The 17,284-nt window shown below is 70.6% G+C and carries 20 protein-coding genes; 10 read left to right on the top strand and 10 right to left on the bottom strand.

Annotated features, from left to right (window positions below; all coding sequences use genetic code 11):
- Window positions 1-5: 5 nt before the first annotated feature.
- The 5 genes from OG936_RS18895 to OG936_RS18875 all read right to left on the bottom strand — a co-directional run bounded on the left by OG936_RS18895 (window position 6) and on the right by OG936_RS18875 (window position 3,939).
- Window positions 6-113, bottom strand: coding sequence for a putative leader peptide (locus OG936_RS18895; protein ID WP_353962445.1), 108 nt, complete (start codon window positions 111-113; stop codon window positions 6-8).
- Window positions 114-399: 286 nt separating this feature from the next.
- Complete coding sequence (locus OG936_RS18890; protein WP_406496113.1) at window positions 400-1,089, bottom strand: DUF2993 domain-containing protein; 690 nt, start codon at window positions 1,087-1,089, stop codon at window positions 400-402.
- 147 nt (window positions 1,090-1,236) lie between these two features.
- On the bottom strand, window positions 1,237-2,730 hold the full coding sequence (locus OG936_RS18885) for a hypothetical protein (RefSeq protein ID WP_406496112.1): 1,494 nt from the start codon (window positions 2,728-2,730) through the stop codon (window positions 1,237-1,239).
- Window positions 2,731-2,740: 10 nt separating this feature from the next.
- A complete protein-coding gene (locus OG936_RS18880) occupies window positions 2,741-2,995 on the bottom strand; it encodes a MoaD/ThiS family protein (protein ID WP_406496110.1) in 255 nt (84 codons plus the stop codon).
- A 41-nt stretch (window positions 2,996-3,036) separates the two neighbouring features.
- The gene (locus OG936_RS18875; RefSeq protein WP_406496108.1) at window positions 3,037-3,939 is read right to left on the bottom strand and encodes an alpha/beta hydrolase family protein; all 903 of its coding nucleotides are present in this window, start codon (window positions 3,937-3,939) and stop codon (window positions 3,037-3,039) included.
- 323 nt (window positions 3,940-4,262) lie between these two features.
- On the opposite strand from OG936_RS18875, the gene OG936_RS18870 reads away from it, so the two are divergent.
- The 7 genes from OG936_RS18870 to OG936_RS18840 all read left to right on the top strand — a co-directional run bounded on the left by OG936_RS18870 (window position 4,263) and on the right by OG936_RS18840 (window position 10,830).
- The gene (locus OG936_RS18870; protein WP_406496106.1) at window positions 4,263-5,066 is read left to right on the top strand and encodes a response regulator transcription factor; all 804 of its coding nucleotides are present in this window, start codon (window positions 4,263-4,265) and stop codon (window positions 5,064-5,066) included.
- Between the two features lie 24 nt (window positions 5,067-5,090).
- Window positions 5,091-6,134 (top strand): LacI family DNA-binding transcriptional regulator, encoded by a 1,044-nt coding sequence (locus OG936_RS18865; protein WP_406496105.1) that lies wholly within the window; start codon window positions 5,091-5,093, stop codon window positions 6,132-6,134.
- Window positions 6,135-6,304: 170 nt separating this feature from the next.
- Entirely contained in the window at window positions 6,305-7,315 is a 1,011-nt protein-coding gene (locus OG936_RS18860) for a S1C family serine protease (RefSeq protein WP_406496103.1), read from the top strand.
- A 10-nt stretch (window positions 7,316-7,325) separates the two neighbouring features.
- Entirely contained in the window at window positions 7,326-7,514 is a 189-nt protein-coding gene (locus OG936_RS18855) for a hypothetical protein (RefSeq protein ID WP_406496101.1), read from the top strand.
- Window positions 7,515-7,574: 60 nt separating this feature from the next.
- Window positions 7,575-8,303 (top strand): response regulator transcription factor, encoded by a 729-nt coding sequence (locus tag OG936_RS18850; RefSeq protein WP_406496100.1) that lies wholly within the window; start codon window positions 7,575-7,577, stop codon window positions 8,301-8,303.
- The gene (locus OG936_RS18845; RefSeq protein WP_406496099.1) at window positions 8,300-9,727 is read left to right on the top strand and encodes a sensor histidine kinase; all 1,428 of its coding nucleotides are present in this window, start codon (window positions 8,300-8,302) and stop codon (window positions 9,725-9,727) included. The genes OG936_RS18850 and OG936_RS18845 overlap by 4 nt, the downstream gene beginning before the upstream one ends.
- Window positions 9,728-9,846: 119 nt before the next feature.
- Window positions 9,847-10,830 (top strand): DUF1963 domain-containing protein, encoded by a 984-nt coding sequence (locus OG936_RS18840; RefSeq protein WP_406496097.1) that lies wholly within the window; start codon window positions 9,847-9,849, stop codon window positions 10,828-10,830.
- 79 nt (window positions 10,831-10,909) lie between these two features.
- Here OG936_RS18840 and OG936_RS18835 read toward each other — a convergent pair whose 3' ends face one another.
- Both OG936_RS18835 and OG936_RS18830 read right to left on the bottom strand, forming a co-directional pair.
- Window positions 10,910-11,800, bottom strand: coding sequence for a phosphatidylinositol-specific phospholipase C (locus OG936_RS18835; RefSeq protein WP_406496096.1), 891 nt, complete (start codon window positions 11,798-11,800; stop codon window positions 10,910-10,912).
- 369 nt (window positions 11,801-12,169) lie between these two features.
- Window positions 12,170-12,952, bottom strand: coding sequence for an MFS transporter (locus OG936_RS18830; protein ID WP_406496095.1), 783 nt, complete (start codon window positions 12,950-12,952; stop codon window positions 12,170-12,172).
- A 47-nt stretch (window positions 12,953-12,999) separates the two neighbouring features.
- Between OG936_RS18830 and OG936_RS18825 the strand changes: the two genes are divergently transcribed.
- Together OG936_RS18825 and OG936_RS18820 are read left to right on the top strand one after the other, a co-directional pair.
- Window positions 13,000-13,224 carry an ATP-binding protein gene (locus OG936_RS18825; RefSeq protein WP_406496094.1) on the top strand — a complete coding sequence of 75 codons (225 nt, stop codon included), beginning with the start codon at window positions 13,000-13,002 and terminating at the stop codon, window positions 13,222-13,224.
- Window positions 13,221-13,367 carry a hypothetical protein gene (locus tag OG936_RS18820; protein ID WP_406496092.1) on the top strand — a complete coding sequence of 49 codons (147 nt, stop codon included), beginning with the start codon at window positions 13,221-13,223 and terminating at the stop codon, window positions 13,365-13,367. Before OG936_RS18825 ends, OG936_RS18820 begins: the two co-directional genes overlap by 4 nt.
- A 6-nt stretch (window positions 13,368-13,373) precedes the next feature.
- Here OG936_RS18820 and OG936_RS18815 read toward each other — a convergent pair whose 3' ends face one another.
- From OG936_RS18815 to OG936_RS18805, 3 genes are all read right to left on the bottom strand, one after another.
- Window positions 13,374-13,754: a hypothetical protein gene (locus OG936_RS18815; protein ID WP_406496091.1), complete on the bottom strand. Its 381-nt coding sequence runs from the start codon at window positions 13,752-13,754 to the stop codon at window positions 13,374-13,376.
- The gene (locus OG936_RS18810; RefSeq protein WP_406496089.1) at window positions 13,751-14,008 is read right to left on the bottom strand and encodes a hypothetical protein; all 258 of its coding nucleotides are present in this window, start codon (window positions 14,006-14,008) and stop codon (window positions 13,751-13,753) included. The genes OG936_RS18815 and OG936_RS18810 overlap by 4 nt, the downstream gene beginning before the upstream one ends.
- 164 nt (window positions 14,009-14,172) lie before the next feature.
- Window positions 14,173-15,972 (bottom strand): bifunctional metallophosphatase/5'-nucleotidase, encoded by a 1,800-nt coding sequence (locus OG936_RS18805; RefSeq protein ID WP_406496088.1) that lies wholly within the window; start codon window positions 15,970-15,972, stop codon window positions 14,173-14,175.
- A gap of 332 nt (window positions 15,973-16,304) precedes the next feature.
- Here OG936_RS18805 and mshD point away from each other — a divergent pair, with 332 nt between their 5' ends.
- Window positions 16,305-17,228, top strand: a complete 924-nt coding sequence (mshD, locus tag OG936_RS18800; RefSeq protein WP_406496087.1) for a mycothiol synthase — start codon at window positions 16,305-16,307, stop codon at window positions 17,226-17,228.
- Window positions 17,229-17,284: the final 56 nt, after the last annotated feature.

Below are 17,284 nucleotides of genomic sequence, written 5' to 3'. Positions count from 1 at the left end.
CCCGCTCAGACAGTGCGACAGAGCATGGCGGCGACGCGGCACAGGTCCACTGCCCGCCGCTTCGTGAGATCCGCCCGTCCCCACTGTGGGAGACCGCCTATAGAGCACTGCATGGGACCGATCGTAGGGAGGTACGGCCGGACATGTCACCGTCGTGTCGCATCCTGAGACTCGATCGTCCGCGATACGAGACACCGTCTGGACGGCGCCACCTCCCGTGCGGTTCCCGCGCCGTCCGCGCTCGTCGGCCATCTGCGGATCGGACACAGCCGTCTCAATATGTGGCCCGAAGTGCCCTGCTCGGCCGAGGTCGAGGCCGAGGTCGAGGCCGAGGACGCGGTCGAGGACGCGGTCGAGGCCGAGGACGCGGTCGAGGACGCTGCCCGGACCCGGCGGCGGTCAGCCGTCGAGCTGTACGTCCGTGCCCGTCACCGAGATCTCCAGGCCGTCGGCGGTCGGCTGGATCTTCCGCAGCTTCAGGCCGCTGGGCAGCCCGCCGACCTCCCGCTCGAAGTCGGTCTTCCGGCGCACCAGGCCCTCCAGCCCCGGGATGCCCCCGCCCGGCACCTTGTCGGCGCGCACCTTGAGGATGTGGCCGTCGACGAGGGTGACGGTGGAGAGCACACTGCGCGACAGTGGGCGGCCGAGGATGTCGACCGTGCCGGTCACCTTCACCTTGCCGTTGCCGCCGTACTCGACGACGACGCCGTCGCCGGCTGCCTTGGTCAGGTCCTCGTACGAGATGACGGCGGTACCGGTGGCGCGGGCGGCGGTGGCGCCGGCGTAGCCGTCGGCCAGCTTCACCTCGTGCAGCGCGGCGTTCATCCTGCTGATCCGGATCCGGCGGCCGTTGGCGTCGGTCTCGATGCCGGTGATCTCGACGTCGACCTCGTCGAGCCGCGAACCGGCGAGCTGGGTCAGGAACGGAAATCCCTTGATGGAGACGTCCGTGGAGCCGATCGTGGCACCGGTGACGTGGACCCGGCTCTCGGCCTCCGACTCGGCGAAATACACCGCAGCCCGGTCGACGACGACGAAGATCCCGCCCAGAACCACCACGATGACCAGCAGTATTCGCAGTGCGCGCATGCCCGCTCTTTCCCCCACCCTGCATCCGGCCGGACCCCCGGCGCCCGTGCGTCCGGTACGGATGCACGGCACGCCCGGGGTGATCGACGAGCGGACACCCCTCTTCGGTTCCCGTCCGGTTCCCGAAGGGGGCGGCGGCGGTGCGTGCTACGAGATCGCGCGGCCGAGCAGATAGACGGCGGGGGCGGCGGCGGTGAGCGGCAGTGCCACACCGGCCGTCATGTGGACGAACCGCGACGGGTAGTCGTAACTCGCCACCCGCAGCCCGATCAGCGCGCAACCGCCCGCCGCGAGGCCGAGCAGCGCACCCTTCGTGCCGAAATCGGTGAACGCCCCCGCCGCGGCACCGGCACCCGCGGCGGCGAGCAGCGCCACCACGACCGAGGCCGGTCCGGGCAGCGGCAGCGGCAGCGCGCGGACGAGGACGGCGACCGCGACGGCCACCCCGCCCACCGTCACCGCTGCCGGGACCGCCGCAAGGTGTCCGGCGGCCAGGACCGAGAGCGCGGCCGAGGCGACGGTGGCCATCAGCCCCTGCATCCGCTCGTCGGCGCTCGCGTGGCTGCGCAACTGGAGGACCACGGTGAGCAGCATCCAGATGCCGAGGGTGCCGAGGATGGCGGCCGGTCCGTTCTCGCGGCCCGCGGCGAGCAGCGCGATGTCGGCGACGAGACCGCCGGCGAACGCGAGCGCGATGCCCTGCCGGGCCGGCCACATGCCGTTGAGCCGGAACCACCCGGCTGCGGTCACGGCCTGGAGCAGCACCAGCGGTACGGCCAGGGCGTACGGCCCGATCGCGGCACCGAGGGCAAGGAGCAGCCCGAGTCCCGCGGTGATGGCGGCGGGCTGCGTACCCGGCGCGATGATCGGCGAGCGGCCTTCGGCGCGGGCGCGCTGGGCGTCGGTGATCCGGCTGTTGCCCAGGGTGGTGGGGACGCTGTATCCGGCGGCGTCGAGCGCGGACGCGGTGGCGGCGGAAGGCTGGTCCGCCGGTACGTCCGCCCGGACCGGCTCGGCCGGGGCCTCGGGTGGCAGCGGGTAGGAGCCGGCGGCGCGCCGCGGATGCGAAGGCGACGGACAGGCGGTCTCGGCGACAGCCGGAACGGGCTGCTGCACAGGCTGTGCGGGCTGCATGGACTGGGCAGGCTGCACGGGCTGTGCTTGTTGCACAGGCTGTGCGGGCTGGATGGTCGGCTGGTACTGGGTGTCCCAGGTCTGGCCCTCCCAGGTCTGCGCGACACCGGGATCCTGCGGCCCGTGCGCCGCCGGTACGCCGGACTCCGGCAGATGGCCGGTCGGCCATGCGGACACCGGTCCGGCCGGCTGCGGGGCTCCGTACGACGCCTGCTGACCGTACGACTGGCCGCCGTACGACTGGTCCCCGTACGACTGGTCCCCGTGCGACTGATCCCCATGGGTCCGGTCGCCGTACACCTGCTGACCGTAGGGCTGCTGCCCGTACGCCTGTTCCCCGTACGGCTGCTCCCCGTACGCCTGCTCCCCGTACGCCTGCTGACCGTACGGCTGCTGTCCGTACGCCTGCTCCCCGTACGGCTGCGGCTGCGGCTCCTGGCCGGGCTCGTACCCGTAGCCGTGCCCCGGGTCCTGTCCGTACGGATGCTGTTGATCGTTGCTGCTCATGTTCTGCGGTTCACCCTCCTGCGAACGGCGGGAGCACCTCGACCGTGCCGCCCTCGGCGAGACGTACGGTCTCATGACTGCGGGTCCCCACGGGGTCGCCGTCGACGAGGAACGAGCACCGTTGCAGCACTCGGGTGAGCTCGCCGGGGTGCCGTTCGCGCACCCCGTCGAGCGCCTCGGCGAGCGTCGCAGCGGTATACGGCTCCTCCGCGATCCCGGCGGCGGCCTTCGCGGCCGCCCAGTAGCGGATCGTTCCGGCAGACATGGCGAAGCTCCTCTCGTCTCGCATCAGCTGTCCATCATGAATCACCGCGCCGCCACCCAGTCGCCGATGCGGCTGAGCAGGCTCTCGTCCGCGGCGTTCTCGGCATGGCCCATGCCGTGCTCCAGCCACAGCTCGGCGCCGTCGCCCGCCGCTTCGGCCAGCATCCGGGGGTGGTCCAGCGGGAAGTACGGGTCCTGGTCGCCGTGCACGATCAGCAGCGGGGCCGGGGCGATCAGCCGCGCCGCCCCGACCGGGGAGAGCGGGACCGGGTCCCAGTCGTTGTGGTCGATCCGGGTGCGGAAACCGTAGCGGCCGACCAGCCGGCCGACGGGACGGGTGACCACCCAGTGCAGGCGGCGCATCGGGGCCGTGCCCCGGTAGTACCAGCGGGCGGGGGCGCTCACGGCCACCACCGCATCGGCGCGCGCATCCGCGTGCACCCCCTCGTACGCTTCGATGCGCCCCCCGCGCTCTGCGCTCACCCCGGCTCGCCCTTTGCACAGCGCCCCGTGCCGCAGCACCACGGAGCCGCCCATCGAGAACCCGACGGTCACGACCCTCCGGTGTCCGAGCGCCCGCGCCCACCGCACTGCCGCCGCCAGATCCAGCACCTCGCGATCACCCACCGTCGACCGTCCGCCGGACCCGCCGTGCCCCCGGAACGAGAACGTGACCACGGCCGCGCGCCGGCCGAGAACCCCCGCGGCACGCCGTACCGCGGGCCGGTCCACCGATCCGGTGAACCCGTGCGCGACCACGACCGCAGTACCGTCGAAGGATGTTTCCGCAGCGGCCCCGGCATCTGCCGTACACGGCTCGTACACCGCCTCGATACGGACCCCGTCATCGGTCCTCAACGTGGTCCGCAATGGGGTGCGCGGATGTCCGGGCGTGATCAAAGGAACAGAGGAACTCCGAAATCGCCCCTCGGACACAGAACTCATGTGGGCTATTCTGCTGGGAAGAGGATCCGGGCAAAGCAGCCCCCGGGTCCTTTAGTGCTTTCCGGGCGTTGTTACGGCGACGTTTCCACAAGCTCAGCGGTCCCGGGGCGCGGGGCCGCATCCGTAGAAAACGTATGACGGACGAAGAAGAACGTCGTACGGCAAGCAGTGATGGAGCCGGCACGAACCGTACGAAGAAGTGCCGCATACTCCCCCGGGCCGAGCCCGGGAGTGCCCCTCTCGCAGGGAACGAGGAGGACCGACGTAATGGGCGAGCGAACCGTGCACGATCATCGACCGACGACCCAGGCAGGTGGGCGGCGATGAGTTCACTGCTGCTTCTGACAAATGCCCTTCAACCGTCGACGGAGGTGCTTCCGGCCCTCGGTCTCCTGCTGCACAGCGTGCGGGTGGCGCCGGCCGAAGGCCCGGCCCTCGTCGACACCCCCGGCGCCGACGTCATCCTGATCGACGGCCGCCGCGACCTGCCGCAGGTGCGGTCGCTGTGCCAGCTGCTGCGGTCCACCGGACCGGGCTGTCCGCTGATCCTCGTCGTGACGGAGGGCGGTCTCGCGGCCGTCACCGCCGACTGGGGCATGGACGACGTGCTGCTGGACACGGCGGGCCCGGCCGAGGTCGAGGCCCGGCTGCGGCTGGCCACCGGCCGACAGCAGATCGGCTCCGACGACTCCCCGATGGAGATCCGCAGCGGCGATCTGTCGGTCGACGAGGCGGCGTACAGCGCGAAACTGAAGGGCCGGGTCCTGGACCTGACCTTCAAGGAATTCGAACTGCTGAAATATCTGGCGCAGCACCCGGGCCGGGTCTTCACCCGCGCCCAGCTGCTCCAGGAGGTCTGGGGATACGACTATTTCGGCGGTACGCGGACGGTCGACGTCCATGTGCGCCGGCTGCGCGCCAAGCTCGGCCCGGAGCACGAGTCGCTGATCGGCACGGTCCGTAACGTCGGCTACCGGTTCGTCGCACCGGAGAAGGCGGAACGCGCGGCCGAGGGGGCCAAGGCCCGGGCCGCGACGGAGCGGGCCGCCGAACCCATGACCCGTTCGGAGCAGCAGAGCATGGCCGAGGCCCCGGGAGAAGCCCCGGTCCGGCCTGCCAACAGGTAGGTATATCCGCGTAGACTGCCGCGCGTGGCCAAGGTGACGCGGGACGATGTGGCGAGACTGGCGGGTACGTCGACCGCGGTCGTCAGCTACGTCATCAACAACGGACCCAGGCCGGTTGCCCCGGCCACGCGCGAGCGGGTGCTCGCCGCGATCAAGGAGCTGGGCTACCGGCCCGACCGGGTTGCCCAGGCCATGGCCTCGCGGCGGACCGACCTCATAGGGATGATCGTGCCGGACGCCCGGCAGCCGTTCTTCGCGGAGATGGCGCACGCGGTCGAACAGGCCGCCGCCGAGCGCGGAAAGATGGTGCTCGTCGGCAACTCCGACTACCGCGACGAGCGCGAGGTCCACTATCTGCGGGCCTTCCTCGGCATGCGGGTCTCCGGGCTGATCCTGGTCAGCCAGGGCCCCAGCGAGCGGGCGGCAGCGGAGATCGAGGCGTGGGACGCGCGGGTCGTGCTGCTGCACGAGCGGCCCGAGGCGATCGACGACGTCGCGGTCGTCACGGACGACGTCGGCGGCGCCCAGCTCGCCACCCGGCACCTGCTGGAGCACGGCAACGAGTACGTGGCGTGCGTCGGCGGCGTGGAGTCGACCCCGTCGGTCGGTGACCCGGTCGCCGACCACGTCGAGGGCTGGCGCCGCGCGATGCACGAGTCGGGGCGCTCGACGGAGGGCCGGCTCTTCCAGGCCCCGTACAACCGTTACGACGCCTACCAGGTGGCGCTGAAGCTGCTCGCGGGGCCGGACAGGCCGCCGGCGATCTTCTGCTCGACGGACGACCAGGCCATCGGTGTGCTGCGGGCCGCGCGCGAGCTGCGGATCGATGTGCCCGGGGAGCTCGCGGTGGCGGGCTTCGACGACGTGAAGGAAGCCGGTCTGACCGATCCGCCGCTGACGACGGTCTTCTCGGACCGCCCGGCGATGGCGCGGGCCGCCGTGGACCTGGTGCTCGACGACTCGTTGCGGGTGTCGGGGTCGCGGCGGGAGCGGCTGAAGCAGTTCCCGTCGGCGCTGGTGGTACGACGGTCGTGCGGCTGCGGGGAGCCCGCGGGCGGGGTGCGTTAGGCGGGCGGGCGGCGTCGGCCCTGGTCGGCCACGCCCCGGTCGTACTCCCTGTCGCCCTCCCCCACAGCCAAACGGAAGCCGTACTCCCTTATATCGGGCATACGAGGTTCTGCCGGGCTTCTCAGCGCGTGCTCAGGCTTCTCTCATCTTCGGCCGTCACGCTCTTTTACATGACAGAGAGCCAGCGCCCGAGCGGCGAGTACCCGATGTACCCCTCGTACGGCAACGGTGACGCGTCCTACCCGCCGCCGCCGTCCTACCCGCCCGCCCCCGAGCCGGCCGCGCACCGGCGCCGGGCCAGGCGGCCGGTGGCCCTCCTGGCGGCCGTGGCCATCGCGGCGGGCGTCGTCGGCGGCGGCACCGCCGCCTTCGTCGAACAGCTCACCGGCAACGACACGAACAGCACGAGCAGCGGCGTCGTCCCCGGCACCACCGTGTCGCAGAGCAGCAAGGGCACCGTCGCCGGTGTCGCCCAGGCCGTCTCGCCGATGATCGTCGAGGTCAACGCGACCTCGACCGCGGGCGAGTCCACGGGCTCCGGAGTGGTCATCACGTCCGACGGCGAGGTCGTCACCAACAACCACGTCATCTCCGGCGCCTCGTCGATCAAGGTGACGCTCAGCACCGGCAAGACGTACAACGCGAGGGTCGTCGGCACCGACCCGGACAAGGACCTCGCACTCATCAAGCTCCGGGGTGCGAGCGGGCTGAAGACGGCCACGCTGGGCGACTCCTCGGCGGTCGCGGTCGGCGACCAGGTCGTCGCGATCGGCTCGCCGGAGGGCCTCACCGGCACCGTCACCAGTGGCATCGTCTCCGCGCTCGACCGCGATGTCACGGTCGCCAAGGACGACAGCAGCGGGCAGGGCCAGGGCTGGCAGGGCGGCGGCCGGCAGTGGCCGTTCGAGTTCGGCGGTCAGCAGTTCAACGGCGACACCGGCAACTCCACCACCACGTACAAGGCCATCCAGACCGACGCCTCGCTCAACCCCGGTAACTCCGGTGGCGCGCTCATCAATATGAACGGCGAGATCATCGGCATCAACTCCGCGATGTATTCGGCGAGTTCGTCCGACGGATCCAGCAGCGCCGGCGCGGGCAGCGTGGGCCTCGGCTTCGCGATCCCGGTGAACACACTCAAGGCCGACCTCGGCACCCTGCGGGCCGGCAACAGCTCCTGAGGAGACAGTCATGCACCACCCCACGCACACCCCCACCGGCCCGGCCGACCTGGCCCTGCCCCTCGCCCTCGTAGCGGAACTCGCCACGGAACCGGCCGCGCGCCGCACCTCCGGGCCCCGGCGCGCCCCGGAGGTCCGTACCGCCGCGGGCCGCAAGCGCCGGGCCGCGCGACGACGTGCCGCGGCCGTGCGAGGCTGAGGGCACGGCAGGCCACGCGGCCCGCCCCGGCAGCCCGGAACGAGAAGAGGACAACGAGCGATGAGCCCCGCCGAAGACGATCCGCAGCGCATCCTGATCGTCGACGACGAGCCCGCGGTGCGTGAGGCCCTGCAGCGCAGCCTCGCGTTCGAGGGGTACGACACCGAAGTCGCCGTCGACGGTCTCGACGCCCTCGCCAGGGCCGAGTCGTACGCCCCCGATCTGATCGTCCTCGACATCCAGATGCCGCGGATGGACGGTCTGACCGCCGCCCGCCGCCTGCGTGCCACCGGCACCACCACGCCCATCCTGATGCTCACCGCCCGCGACACCGTCGGCGACCGCGTCACCGGGCTCGACGCCGGGGCCGACGACTACCTGGTCAAGCCCTTCGAACTGGACGAGCTCTTCGCCCGCATCCGGGCCCTGCTGCGCCGCAGCTCGTACGCGGCCGCGGCAGGCGGCGTCCCCGACGACAATGTGCTGGCCTTCGCCGACCTGCGGATGAACCTCGCCACCCGCGAGGTCACCCGGGGCACGCGCCGGGTCGAGCTGACCCGTACCGAGTTCACCCTGCTGGAGATGTTCCTGGCGCACCCGCGGCAGGTGCTGACCCGCGAGCAGATCCTCAAGGCGGTGTGGGGCTTCGACTTCGAGCCGAGCTCCAACTCCCTGGACGTGTACGTGATGTACCTGCGCCGCAAGACGGAAGCGGGCGGCGAACCGCGGCTCGTGCACACGGTGCGGGGGGTCGGTTACGCGCTCCGCTCCGGCGGCGGTGACGGATGACCGGGACCCTGCACCGGCTCCGCGCCCTGCCGCTGCGGACCCGGCTCGCGATGCTGGTGGCGACGGCGGTGGCGGTCGCGGTGGCTGCGGTCGCGGCGTCCTGCTGGGTCGTGACGAGGGCGCAGCTGGAGAACCAGCTGGACTCCTCGCTGCGCAACGTCAAGGTCGACAACGACTACGTGCAGGCCCTGGTCGCCGCCTGTACGCGCCCCGGCCAGGCGGCCGCACCGCAGCTCGGCGGGGCATACGTCGTGCAGCTCGTCACCGTGTCCGGGAACACCTGCACCGCTCCCAAGGCGTCACCGATCGGTGTGACCACCGACGACATCGCCGTGGCCGCCGGCCTGCGGGACAACGCCCTGCACACGGCCAGGGCCGAGAACGGCAAGAAGATGCGCGTCTACACCTACACGTACGAGACCCGCACCCCGGTGCCGGGCCTGCTGCCCAGCAGCTTCGCGGTCTCCGTCGCCCGCCCGATGAGCGAGATCGACAAGCCGCTCTCCACCCTCGCCTGGGTCCTCCTGGTCGTCTCCGGCGTCGGCGTGATCGGCGCCGGCGCGGCCGGTCTCTGGGTCGCCCGCACCGGTCTGCGCCCCGTCGACGAGCTCACCGAGGCGGTCGAGCATGTCGCCCGCACCGAGGACCTCACCGTCCGCATCCCGGTCGAGGGCGAGGACGAGATCGCCCGGCTGTCCCGCTCCTTCAACTCGATGACCGCTTCCCTCGCCAGCTCCCGCGACCGCCAGGCCCAGCTGATCGCGGACGCCGGCCACGAACTGCGGACGCCGCTGACCTCGCTCCGCACCAACATCGAACTCCTCGCCCGCAGCGACGACACCGGCCGGGCCATCCCGCCGGACGACCGCAGGGCCCTGATGAACTCGGTCAAGGCGCAGATGACCGAACTGGCCTCGCTCATCGGCGACCTCCAGGAACTGGCCCGCCCCGACGCGGCGAATCCCGGCCCGCTCCAGGTCGTCGCCCTGCACGACATCGCGGACACGGCCCTGGAACGCGCCCGCCTGCGCGGCCCCGAGCTGACGATCAGGGCGGACCTGACGCCTTGGTACGTACGGGCCGAGCCGGCCGGGCTGGAGCGGGCGGTGGTCAACGTCCTGGACAACGCGGTCAAGTTCAGCCCGCCCCGCGGCACGATCGAGGTCGCACTGCGCGACGGCGAACTGACCGTACGGGACCACGGCCCCGGCATCCCCGCCGAAGAACTCCCCCACGTCTTCGAACGCTTCTGGCGTTCCCCGTCCGCCCGCCAGCTCCCCGGCTCGGGCCTGGGCCTGTCGATCGTCGCCCGCACGGTCCAGCAGTCGGGCGGCGAAGTGACCCTGCGCCCGGCGGCGGACGGCAAGGGCACGGTCGCCTCGATCCGGCTGCCGGGGGCGCCGACACCGCCGCCGGGGCTGTGAGCAGGGGCGGTGCACTGCGACTGTGGAACCCATGGTCCACGGAAGAAGCGCTGACGTGGACAGGCACCGCACTCCGATACCCGAGCTGCTGCGCCCCGTGGTCCACCGGCTCGCTTCCGATGCGCGAGGCAGAGCCGCTGGACGAGTGGATTGTCAGTGGTGCACAGCAAAATGACGGCATGTCATATACAGATGAGTTCCGGACCTTCGCCCGTCGGTACGGAGTCTCCGACGAGGCCATCACCCGCATCATGTGGAACTTGCAGCCATCCGTCCATCTGTCCATGCGCGCTCTGTCCGCGGTCGGCCCCGAAGATCACGTGGTGGGTCACATCGGCGGACTGCCGCAGATGCCTGCCGACGTCCCGTGGGAAGAAGGTGCCTTCGTCGCCGATCTCGACCTGGCCGCGATACCGGAGCAGCCACTGGACCTTGGGCTCCCCCGCGAGGGGCACCTGCTGTTCTTCACGAGTTTGGAATACCAACAGGATGGACTCGCACCGGTGCTCTACATACCGCCGGGGACCGAGACGGCCGAACGCCCCGCACCTGTATACGAGGTTTTCGGCGAAATGGAGGGGCCAGAGGTCCTCGAACGACAGGCGCTGGTCTGCCGCCCCGGTACGGCGTGGGATGTCCTCGACTGGATGTGGGACATCGACAACACCGACTGTCATCCGTATCCAGCAGCCAAGATGCCGGACATCGAGGACGTGCGCGAGGAAGCCAGGGAACAGCTTCGGCCGCTCCTGGAGGCGGTCACGGAGTATGCCGAGCAGGTCGGGGCCGTCCCGCTCGTGAACCGGGACTGCGGATTGCGAGGGGTGAAGCTGAACCCGGAGTACCACAGCAACTACTACAAAGAGGAGTTCCAGAAGAAGTGTGAGGAAGCCGTGGTCATATGCAGGTCCGAGCCGGGAAGGTTCGACGACCTGTATGACAAGGCCCTCAAGGAGGGGCCCGAAGGAGCGTGGCTGAACCTCCTGGAGTTCGGCGCGAGCCGGCTCTTCTACGATGGCGACGGAGAAGTGGGCTGGGCCATCCCCCGTGACGACCTGCTGGCGCACCGTTTTGACCGCGTCCGGCAGACCTACTTCTGCTGATCCCGGGCCCGTCCAGTGCCGGGAGGGGCACCAGGTCCAACACTTCGCGCGAAGGGAGGCGGGCGGCCGACGGGCCGTTTCAGACCCCCGGGTTGTGCCGGATCAGTGACTCCACCAGGCCGGACCGGGTGGCGGGGAAGTCCAGCGGGACGATGCCGAGGCCGGTCCAGCCCGCCGCCTCCGAGCCGTCCAGGAACGACTGCACCTGCGGGTTGAGCCGGTCCGCGTTCCAGCGCGGGGGCATCAGGGCGGCCGTGCTGACGTAGTTCATGTACAGCTTCCCGGGCTGCTGGGCGGCCTTGCGGAACTGGGCCTCGATCTTCGGGTACTTGGCGAACGGCTCCGCCATGTAGTCGTCCTGGATGTCGAAGAGTTCCGAGTCGGCGTACCGGACACCGGGCAGCCCGCCGTTGTCGGCCAGCAGCACGACCTTGCCCCGCGCCCCGCCCAGCGAGGGCAGCGCCGGGTCGATGCGGAACAGTGGACGCCACCCCCTGCCGTCGAGGTAGTCGTCGAAGACCGCCCGGAACGCCGCGTCGCTCTCCTCCGAGTACTCCTGCTTGACCCGCATCAGCACGGTCTCGGTGGGGTGAGCCGCCAGGAAGTCCCAGCAGGCGCCGAGCACGTCGCCGAACATCAGGTTCTGGTACGAGGCCCCGTGGTGGATCGCGAAGGAGCCGCCGGTGATCCGGCACCGTACGTCGAGGAAGCGGATGCCGCTGTTCAACTGCTCGGCGATGGTGGTGTTCTGGCACTCGGTCCAGGGTCCGCCGTAGCGGGCGCCGGAGTCGTGCGAGCCGGGGACCGTGAGGCGTTGCAACGCGGTGGCGTCGGGGATGGCGCCCATCCAGTCCTGGGTGGTGAGGACTTGCCGGGACGCGGCGGTGGCGGAGGCCGCGCCAACGAGGACGGTGGTGGCGGCGAGGGCGCCGACCAGGAAGTTCCGACGCGTACCGGTGTACGGGCTCATACGGGGGTGCCTCCGTCTGCTGTGGGGGTCAGCCGTCAGATTATGACGGGTGCACGTCACTACCGGAACAGGGCGACGCGCCACAAACGAGGCTGCAAGGGCCCGCACTCCGACCATGGCGCCGAAATCGACTATGACTTGGCACTGGAATCAGCGCACGGCGTCTCGTCCCCGTCCCAGCACATGGAACTCGACCGCCGTGGAGCGGAGCGGCTGTTCCAGCAGGAGTGGACGTCTGCGGTCGCGACGGGAGCTGCACGGTAGTTGCCAAGCGGTGCAGCCCCCGTGGCGTACCGCGGTTCCTATTCTTCTGTCACTCCGTCACTCCGTCACTCCGTCACTCCGTCACTCCGTCACTCCGTCACTCTGTCACTCCGTCACTCCGTCACGCGCCGCGAGTCCCAGCCCGGCAGCCGCTGCGATCACTCCGATCAGTGCGTAGAGGAAGGCGGTACGGAAGCCGCCGACGCCCGCAGCGCCGGCCGTGACTCCCACCAGCACCGCAAGCCCGAGCGAGCCGCCCAGCTGGTCCACCGAACGCTGAACGCCGGCCGCCGTTCCCGCGTCGTCCTCGGTGACGCCGTGCAGCGCGGCGTTCTGCAAGGCGAGCAGACCGATGCCCATACCAGCAGCGACGCCCACCATGCCCGGCAGCACATCGACGGCGTAAGCACCCTGGTCGGGGAGCCGAGCCAGCCAGGCAAGGCCCACCGCCGTGAGCGCCAGGCCCACCAGCGCGGTGTATTTCACGCCGAGGGCGCCGATAAGTCTGGTCACCTGGGAGATGGCCAGAAACAGTGCCGCGCAGAACGGCAGAAAGGCCAGCCCCGCCTGAAGCGGACCAAGCCCGATCACGTCCTGCATATACAGCGTGAGGAGGAAGAACGCAGTGGAGAGCGCCGCGCTCAGCAGTACGGTCGCGGCATTGGCCACGGCCCGCGTACGGTGGGCGAAGAAGGAGAGCGGCACGAGCGGATGCCGCGTGCGCGCCTCGACGGCCACGAAGGCGGCCAGCAGCAGCACACCTGCCGCGATCGCCAACGGCGCCGACTCCAGTACTCCGTACACCAGGCTGAGCGGGCCCGCCGTCAGTAGCGCGGCGCCGGGCAGATCGAGGCGCGCGGCGCGGACCCGTGGCCCGTCGGCCGGCACCAGGCAACGCGCACCGGCACACCTGTACGCACCTGATCTGCGTTCATGTGACACTCAATCGCAGGCGCGTCACCGTCGCGGTCGCGGACGACGACCCCACCGTGCCGGCGGTGCTCGGCGTACTGCCCGCAGGGCCCGAAGGCGAACACGGGCGGGGGCTTGTCCTGGTGGACAGCCTCGCTCTGGCCTGGGGGGCGAACATCTTCGGGGGCCGCTCGCCCAGTCGCAAGGTCGTCTGGTTCACCCTCGGCAGGCCGGAGTCGACGCCGTGAGCGCGTGGGGCCCGGTCCTGATCGCCATCGCGCTCGGCGCACTCGCCGCAGGGCTGGTGCTCGCGCCGACACCGGGCCCGGCACTGACCGAGCGGAACGACACCTGCCCTGCGCCCCCGCCGCCCTCCAATGAGAACACTTGAGGTGGGTCAGGCATTGAGGTCCAGTACGCGGACCGGCTCACCCTCCCACCGTGTCGGGACGGTGGTGGCGATGATCGCCCCGTCGGGCCGGTCCGGTGTGGGCTGGGCGGCGTACCGGCTGTGCGCAGCCGCCCATGTTTCGTGACGGGCGAGATCCAGGGCGGCAGGCAGGTCCAGGTCCAGGACAGTGATACCTGGCAGCGCGGCCAGGTGCTCGGCGGTTCCGGGACGGGCGCGGTCGGCCTCGACGAGCGCGCACGTCGGGGCGTAGAGGAACCAGCCGGATTCGGCGTGGGCCCGGTGAATGAGGCGGGAGGCGAGGACGTTGCCCTGCCCGGCCGCGGCCATCGCCGTGTCGTCCAGGACGATGTGCAGGGAGTCGGTCACTGGCTGCTCACCCGGGACAGCCGCCGGTCCAGTTCACTGTCCAGGTCGTGCTGTTCGGCCGCGGTCGGGGCGTAGCCGTTCCACTCCTTCAGAGCGGCGAGGGCCATCTCGGCACGCTCGGCGCGCTCGGCCGGGGTCAGCAGGGTCTCGGCCAGGCGAGCGAGATAGGCGCGCAGCGACAGGCCCTCAGCGGCTGCTATAGCGGCGAGCCGGTCCTTGGCCTCTTCGGGGATACGGACATTGGCATCGGACATCGTGGTACTCCTTCCCATCCCCCCAGAGTACGGGTACGGGTACGTACCCGTACCCGTACTCCCTGCGCTTTCGAACAAAGTCGGCCGTGTCCGAAACCCCCCGTCAAACGCAGTGGGGCGGTGAGCCCGCCGGCCCACCGCCCCACTTCACCCGCGTACGGGAGTTACTGGATGACCGTGATCCGGTCCGTCGCCGGCGGGGCCAGCGGCGCGGCGGCCGTCGAGTGGGCCGCCAGGTAGGCGTTGAACAGGTCCAGGTCGGACGCGCCGACCAGCTTGTTGGTGCCCTGGCCGAGCGCCGCGAAGCCGTCGCCGCCGCCCGCCAGGAACTCGTTCATCGCGACGCGGTAGGTCTTCGCCGGGTCGATCGCCGCACCGTTCAGCTTGATGGTGTCGGTGACCACGCGGGCCGCGCCCGTCTTCGTCATGTCGAGGGTGTACGTGAGGCCCTTGGAGATCTGGAGGATCTTCGGGCTGGCCTCGTTGGAGCCGCTGACCTGCTGCTGGAGTGCGGTGATCAGCTGGGCGCCGGTCAGGTCGACGACGTTCATCATGTTGGTGAAGGGCTGCACGGTGAAGGACTCCCCGTACGTCACGACCCCGTCGGACTTGCCGTCGGCCGACGCGTACACCAGGTCCCCCCGGATGCCGCCCGGGTTCATGAAGGCGACGACCGCCCCGCCCTTGTCCGCCGGGGCCAGGCCCTCCAGCTGGGCGTCCGCGATCAGGTTGCCGAGCGGCTTCTCGGGGGCCGTGGAGCCGCGGCCGACGATGTCGGCGGTGATGTAGCCCTGCGGCTTGTTCGCGATGGGCGCCGCGAGGGCGTTCCAGCGGGCGATCAGGTCCGTCATGTCCCTGGCCCTGCGCTGGTCCCGGCTGACGATGTGGTTCACCGACTTCGGGTTCGAGGCACTGGCCGACTTCACCGACGTACGGACGATGTCCTTGGTGCCGCGGTCGTAGGTGAGGGTCGTGTCGGTGTAGACCTTGCCGAACGACGACGCCGAGGTGACCAGGCGCGGGTTGCCCGCCGGGTCCGGGATCGTGCAGACGTACGCCTGGTGGGTGTGGCCCGTGACCAGCGCGTCGACCTTGGGCGAGATCCCCTTGGCGATGTCGACGATCGGCCCGGAGATGCCGTCACCGGCGCCGGAGGTGTCGCAGTCGTAGTTGTACGAGGTGGAGGCCGGCGCCCCGCCCTCGTGGATCAGCGCGACGATGGACTTCACGCCCTGCCGGTCCAGCTCGGCGGCGTACTTGTTGATCGTCTCGACCTCGTTGTGGAACTTGAGGCCCTTGACGCCGTTGGCCGTGACGATGTTCGGCGTGCCCTCCAGGGTCACGCCGATGAAGCCGATCTTGATGCCGTTCTTCTTCCACACCGTGTACGGCTTGAGGATCGGCTTGCCGGTCTTCTCGTCCGTCACGTTGGCGGCGAGGTACGGGAAGTCGGCTCCCTTGAACTTCTTGCCCTTCTCGTAGCACCCCTCGACCGGGTGGCAGCCGCCGTTCTGCAGACGGGCCAGCTCGGTGGCGCCCTCGTCGAACTCGTGGTTGCCGACGGTCGTCACATCGAGGTCGATCTTGTTGAGCGCCTCGATGGTCGGCTCGTCGTGGAAGAGACCGGACAGCAGCGGGCTCGCGCCCACCATGTCGCCACCGGCCGCGGTGATCGAGTACGGGTGCCCCTTGCGCGCGGTGCGCAGCGAGGACGCAAGGTACTCGACGCCACCGGCCGGGATCGTGCCCGCGGAGCTGGCCGGCGGCTCCAGGTTCCCGTGCAGGTCGTTGAAGGACAGCAGCTGTACGTCGACGGTGTTGGCCTGCTTGTGCTGCCCGTTGCCCTGCCCGTTGCCCTGGGCGCTGGCCGGCATCGCGGCGACGAGCGCGCCGACGGTGGCGAGCCCGGCCGCGGCGGCGAGCACCCGCCGGGATGCGCGGTTCTTCTGCGGTGTCGCTGACATCGGTCCCCTTGTGATTTCTACGGGAGGTTTGAGGGTGATGGCGAGTCTGGAGACTTCGTGCCGCAGCCTAGGGTCAACGCGCGTAGCGCGACAGGTGTCCGGGGTTACGAACTGGTTGCCATGCGGTCCGAATCGGGGCCAACTGTCGCCTATCACCCGCATGGCTCACATATGCAGGCAGAAACGTCACGGCCCGCACGACTGCCGGAAGCGTGCGCGTCATGGAGAACGAATTCACGGCAAAGGCCGACGTACCGGCCCAACGGGCCGCAGGACGATTCCGTACCCTCGCGGCGCCCACATCCCCGCCCCGCCCCCGTACGCTCGTACACATGACGACTGACGTACCCCTCCCCGCCCCCGGACGTGAGATCCAGACGCTCGACGTCCTCTCTCCCGAGCAGGCCGAGGCCGTGTCCGGGCTGCTCGCCGAGGCGGCCCGGTCCGATGGCAGGCAGGCCGTGTCCGAGCAGGGGCGGTTGCAGTTGCGGGGCGGGCGGCGCGAGGGGGTGCGGCATCTGCTGCTCACCAGCGGGGCCACCCTGGTGGGATACGCGCAGCTGGAGGACACCGACCCCGTCGAGGCGCCGGCCACCGAGCTGGTCGTGCATCCGGCGTACCGCGGGCAGGGGCACGGGCGGGCGCTGGGGGCGGCGCTGCTCGCCCTGACCGGGAAGCGACTGCGGGTGTGGGCGCACGGCGGGAAGGCCGCGGCCCGGCATCTCTCGCAGGTCCTCGGTCTCTCCCTCTTCCGCGAACTGCGCCAGCTGCGCCGCCCGTTGGGCGCGTCGGACATCGCGGAGCCGGTCCTGCCGCCCGGCGTCACCGTCCGCACCTTCGTGTCCGGCGAGGACGACGCCGCCTGGCTCGCCGTGAACCGGGCCGCCTTCGCCCACCACCCCGAGCAGGGCTCGCTCACCCAGCGCGACCTGGACGACCGCAAGGCGGAGCCGTGGTTCGACCCGAAGGGGTTCTTCCTGGCCGAGCGCGACGGCGAGCTGATCGGCTTCCACTGGACGAAGGTGCACGCCGAGGAACAGCTCGGCGAGGTGTACGTCGTCGGCATCCGGCCCGACGCGCAGGGCGGCGGCCTCGGCAAGGCGCTCACCGCGATCGGGCTGCGCCACCTGGCCGCCGAGGGGCTGCCGACCGCGATGCTCTACGTCGACGCGGACAACAAGGCCGCGCTGGCCGTCTACGAGCGGATGGGCTTCGTGACGCACGAGGTGGACCTGATGTACCGCACGGAGTCCTGAGCGGCCACGACTCCCACCAGGGGCGGTGTCTCTTGACGCCGCCCCTGCTTTGCGGC

Source organism: Streptomyces sp. NBC_00846 (assembly GCF_045207325.1).
Lineage (GTDB): Bacteria > Actinomycetota > Actinomycetes > Streptomycetales > Streptomycetaceae > Streptomyces.
The sequence above is the reverse complement of the archived record's forward strand: the minus strand, read 5'-3'. Positions and strand labels throughout refer to the sequence as shown.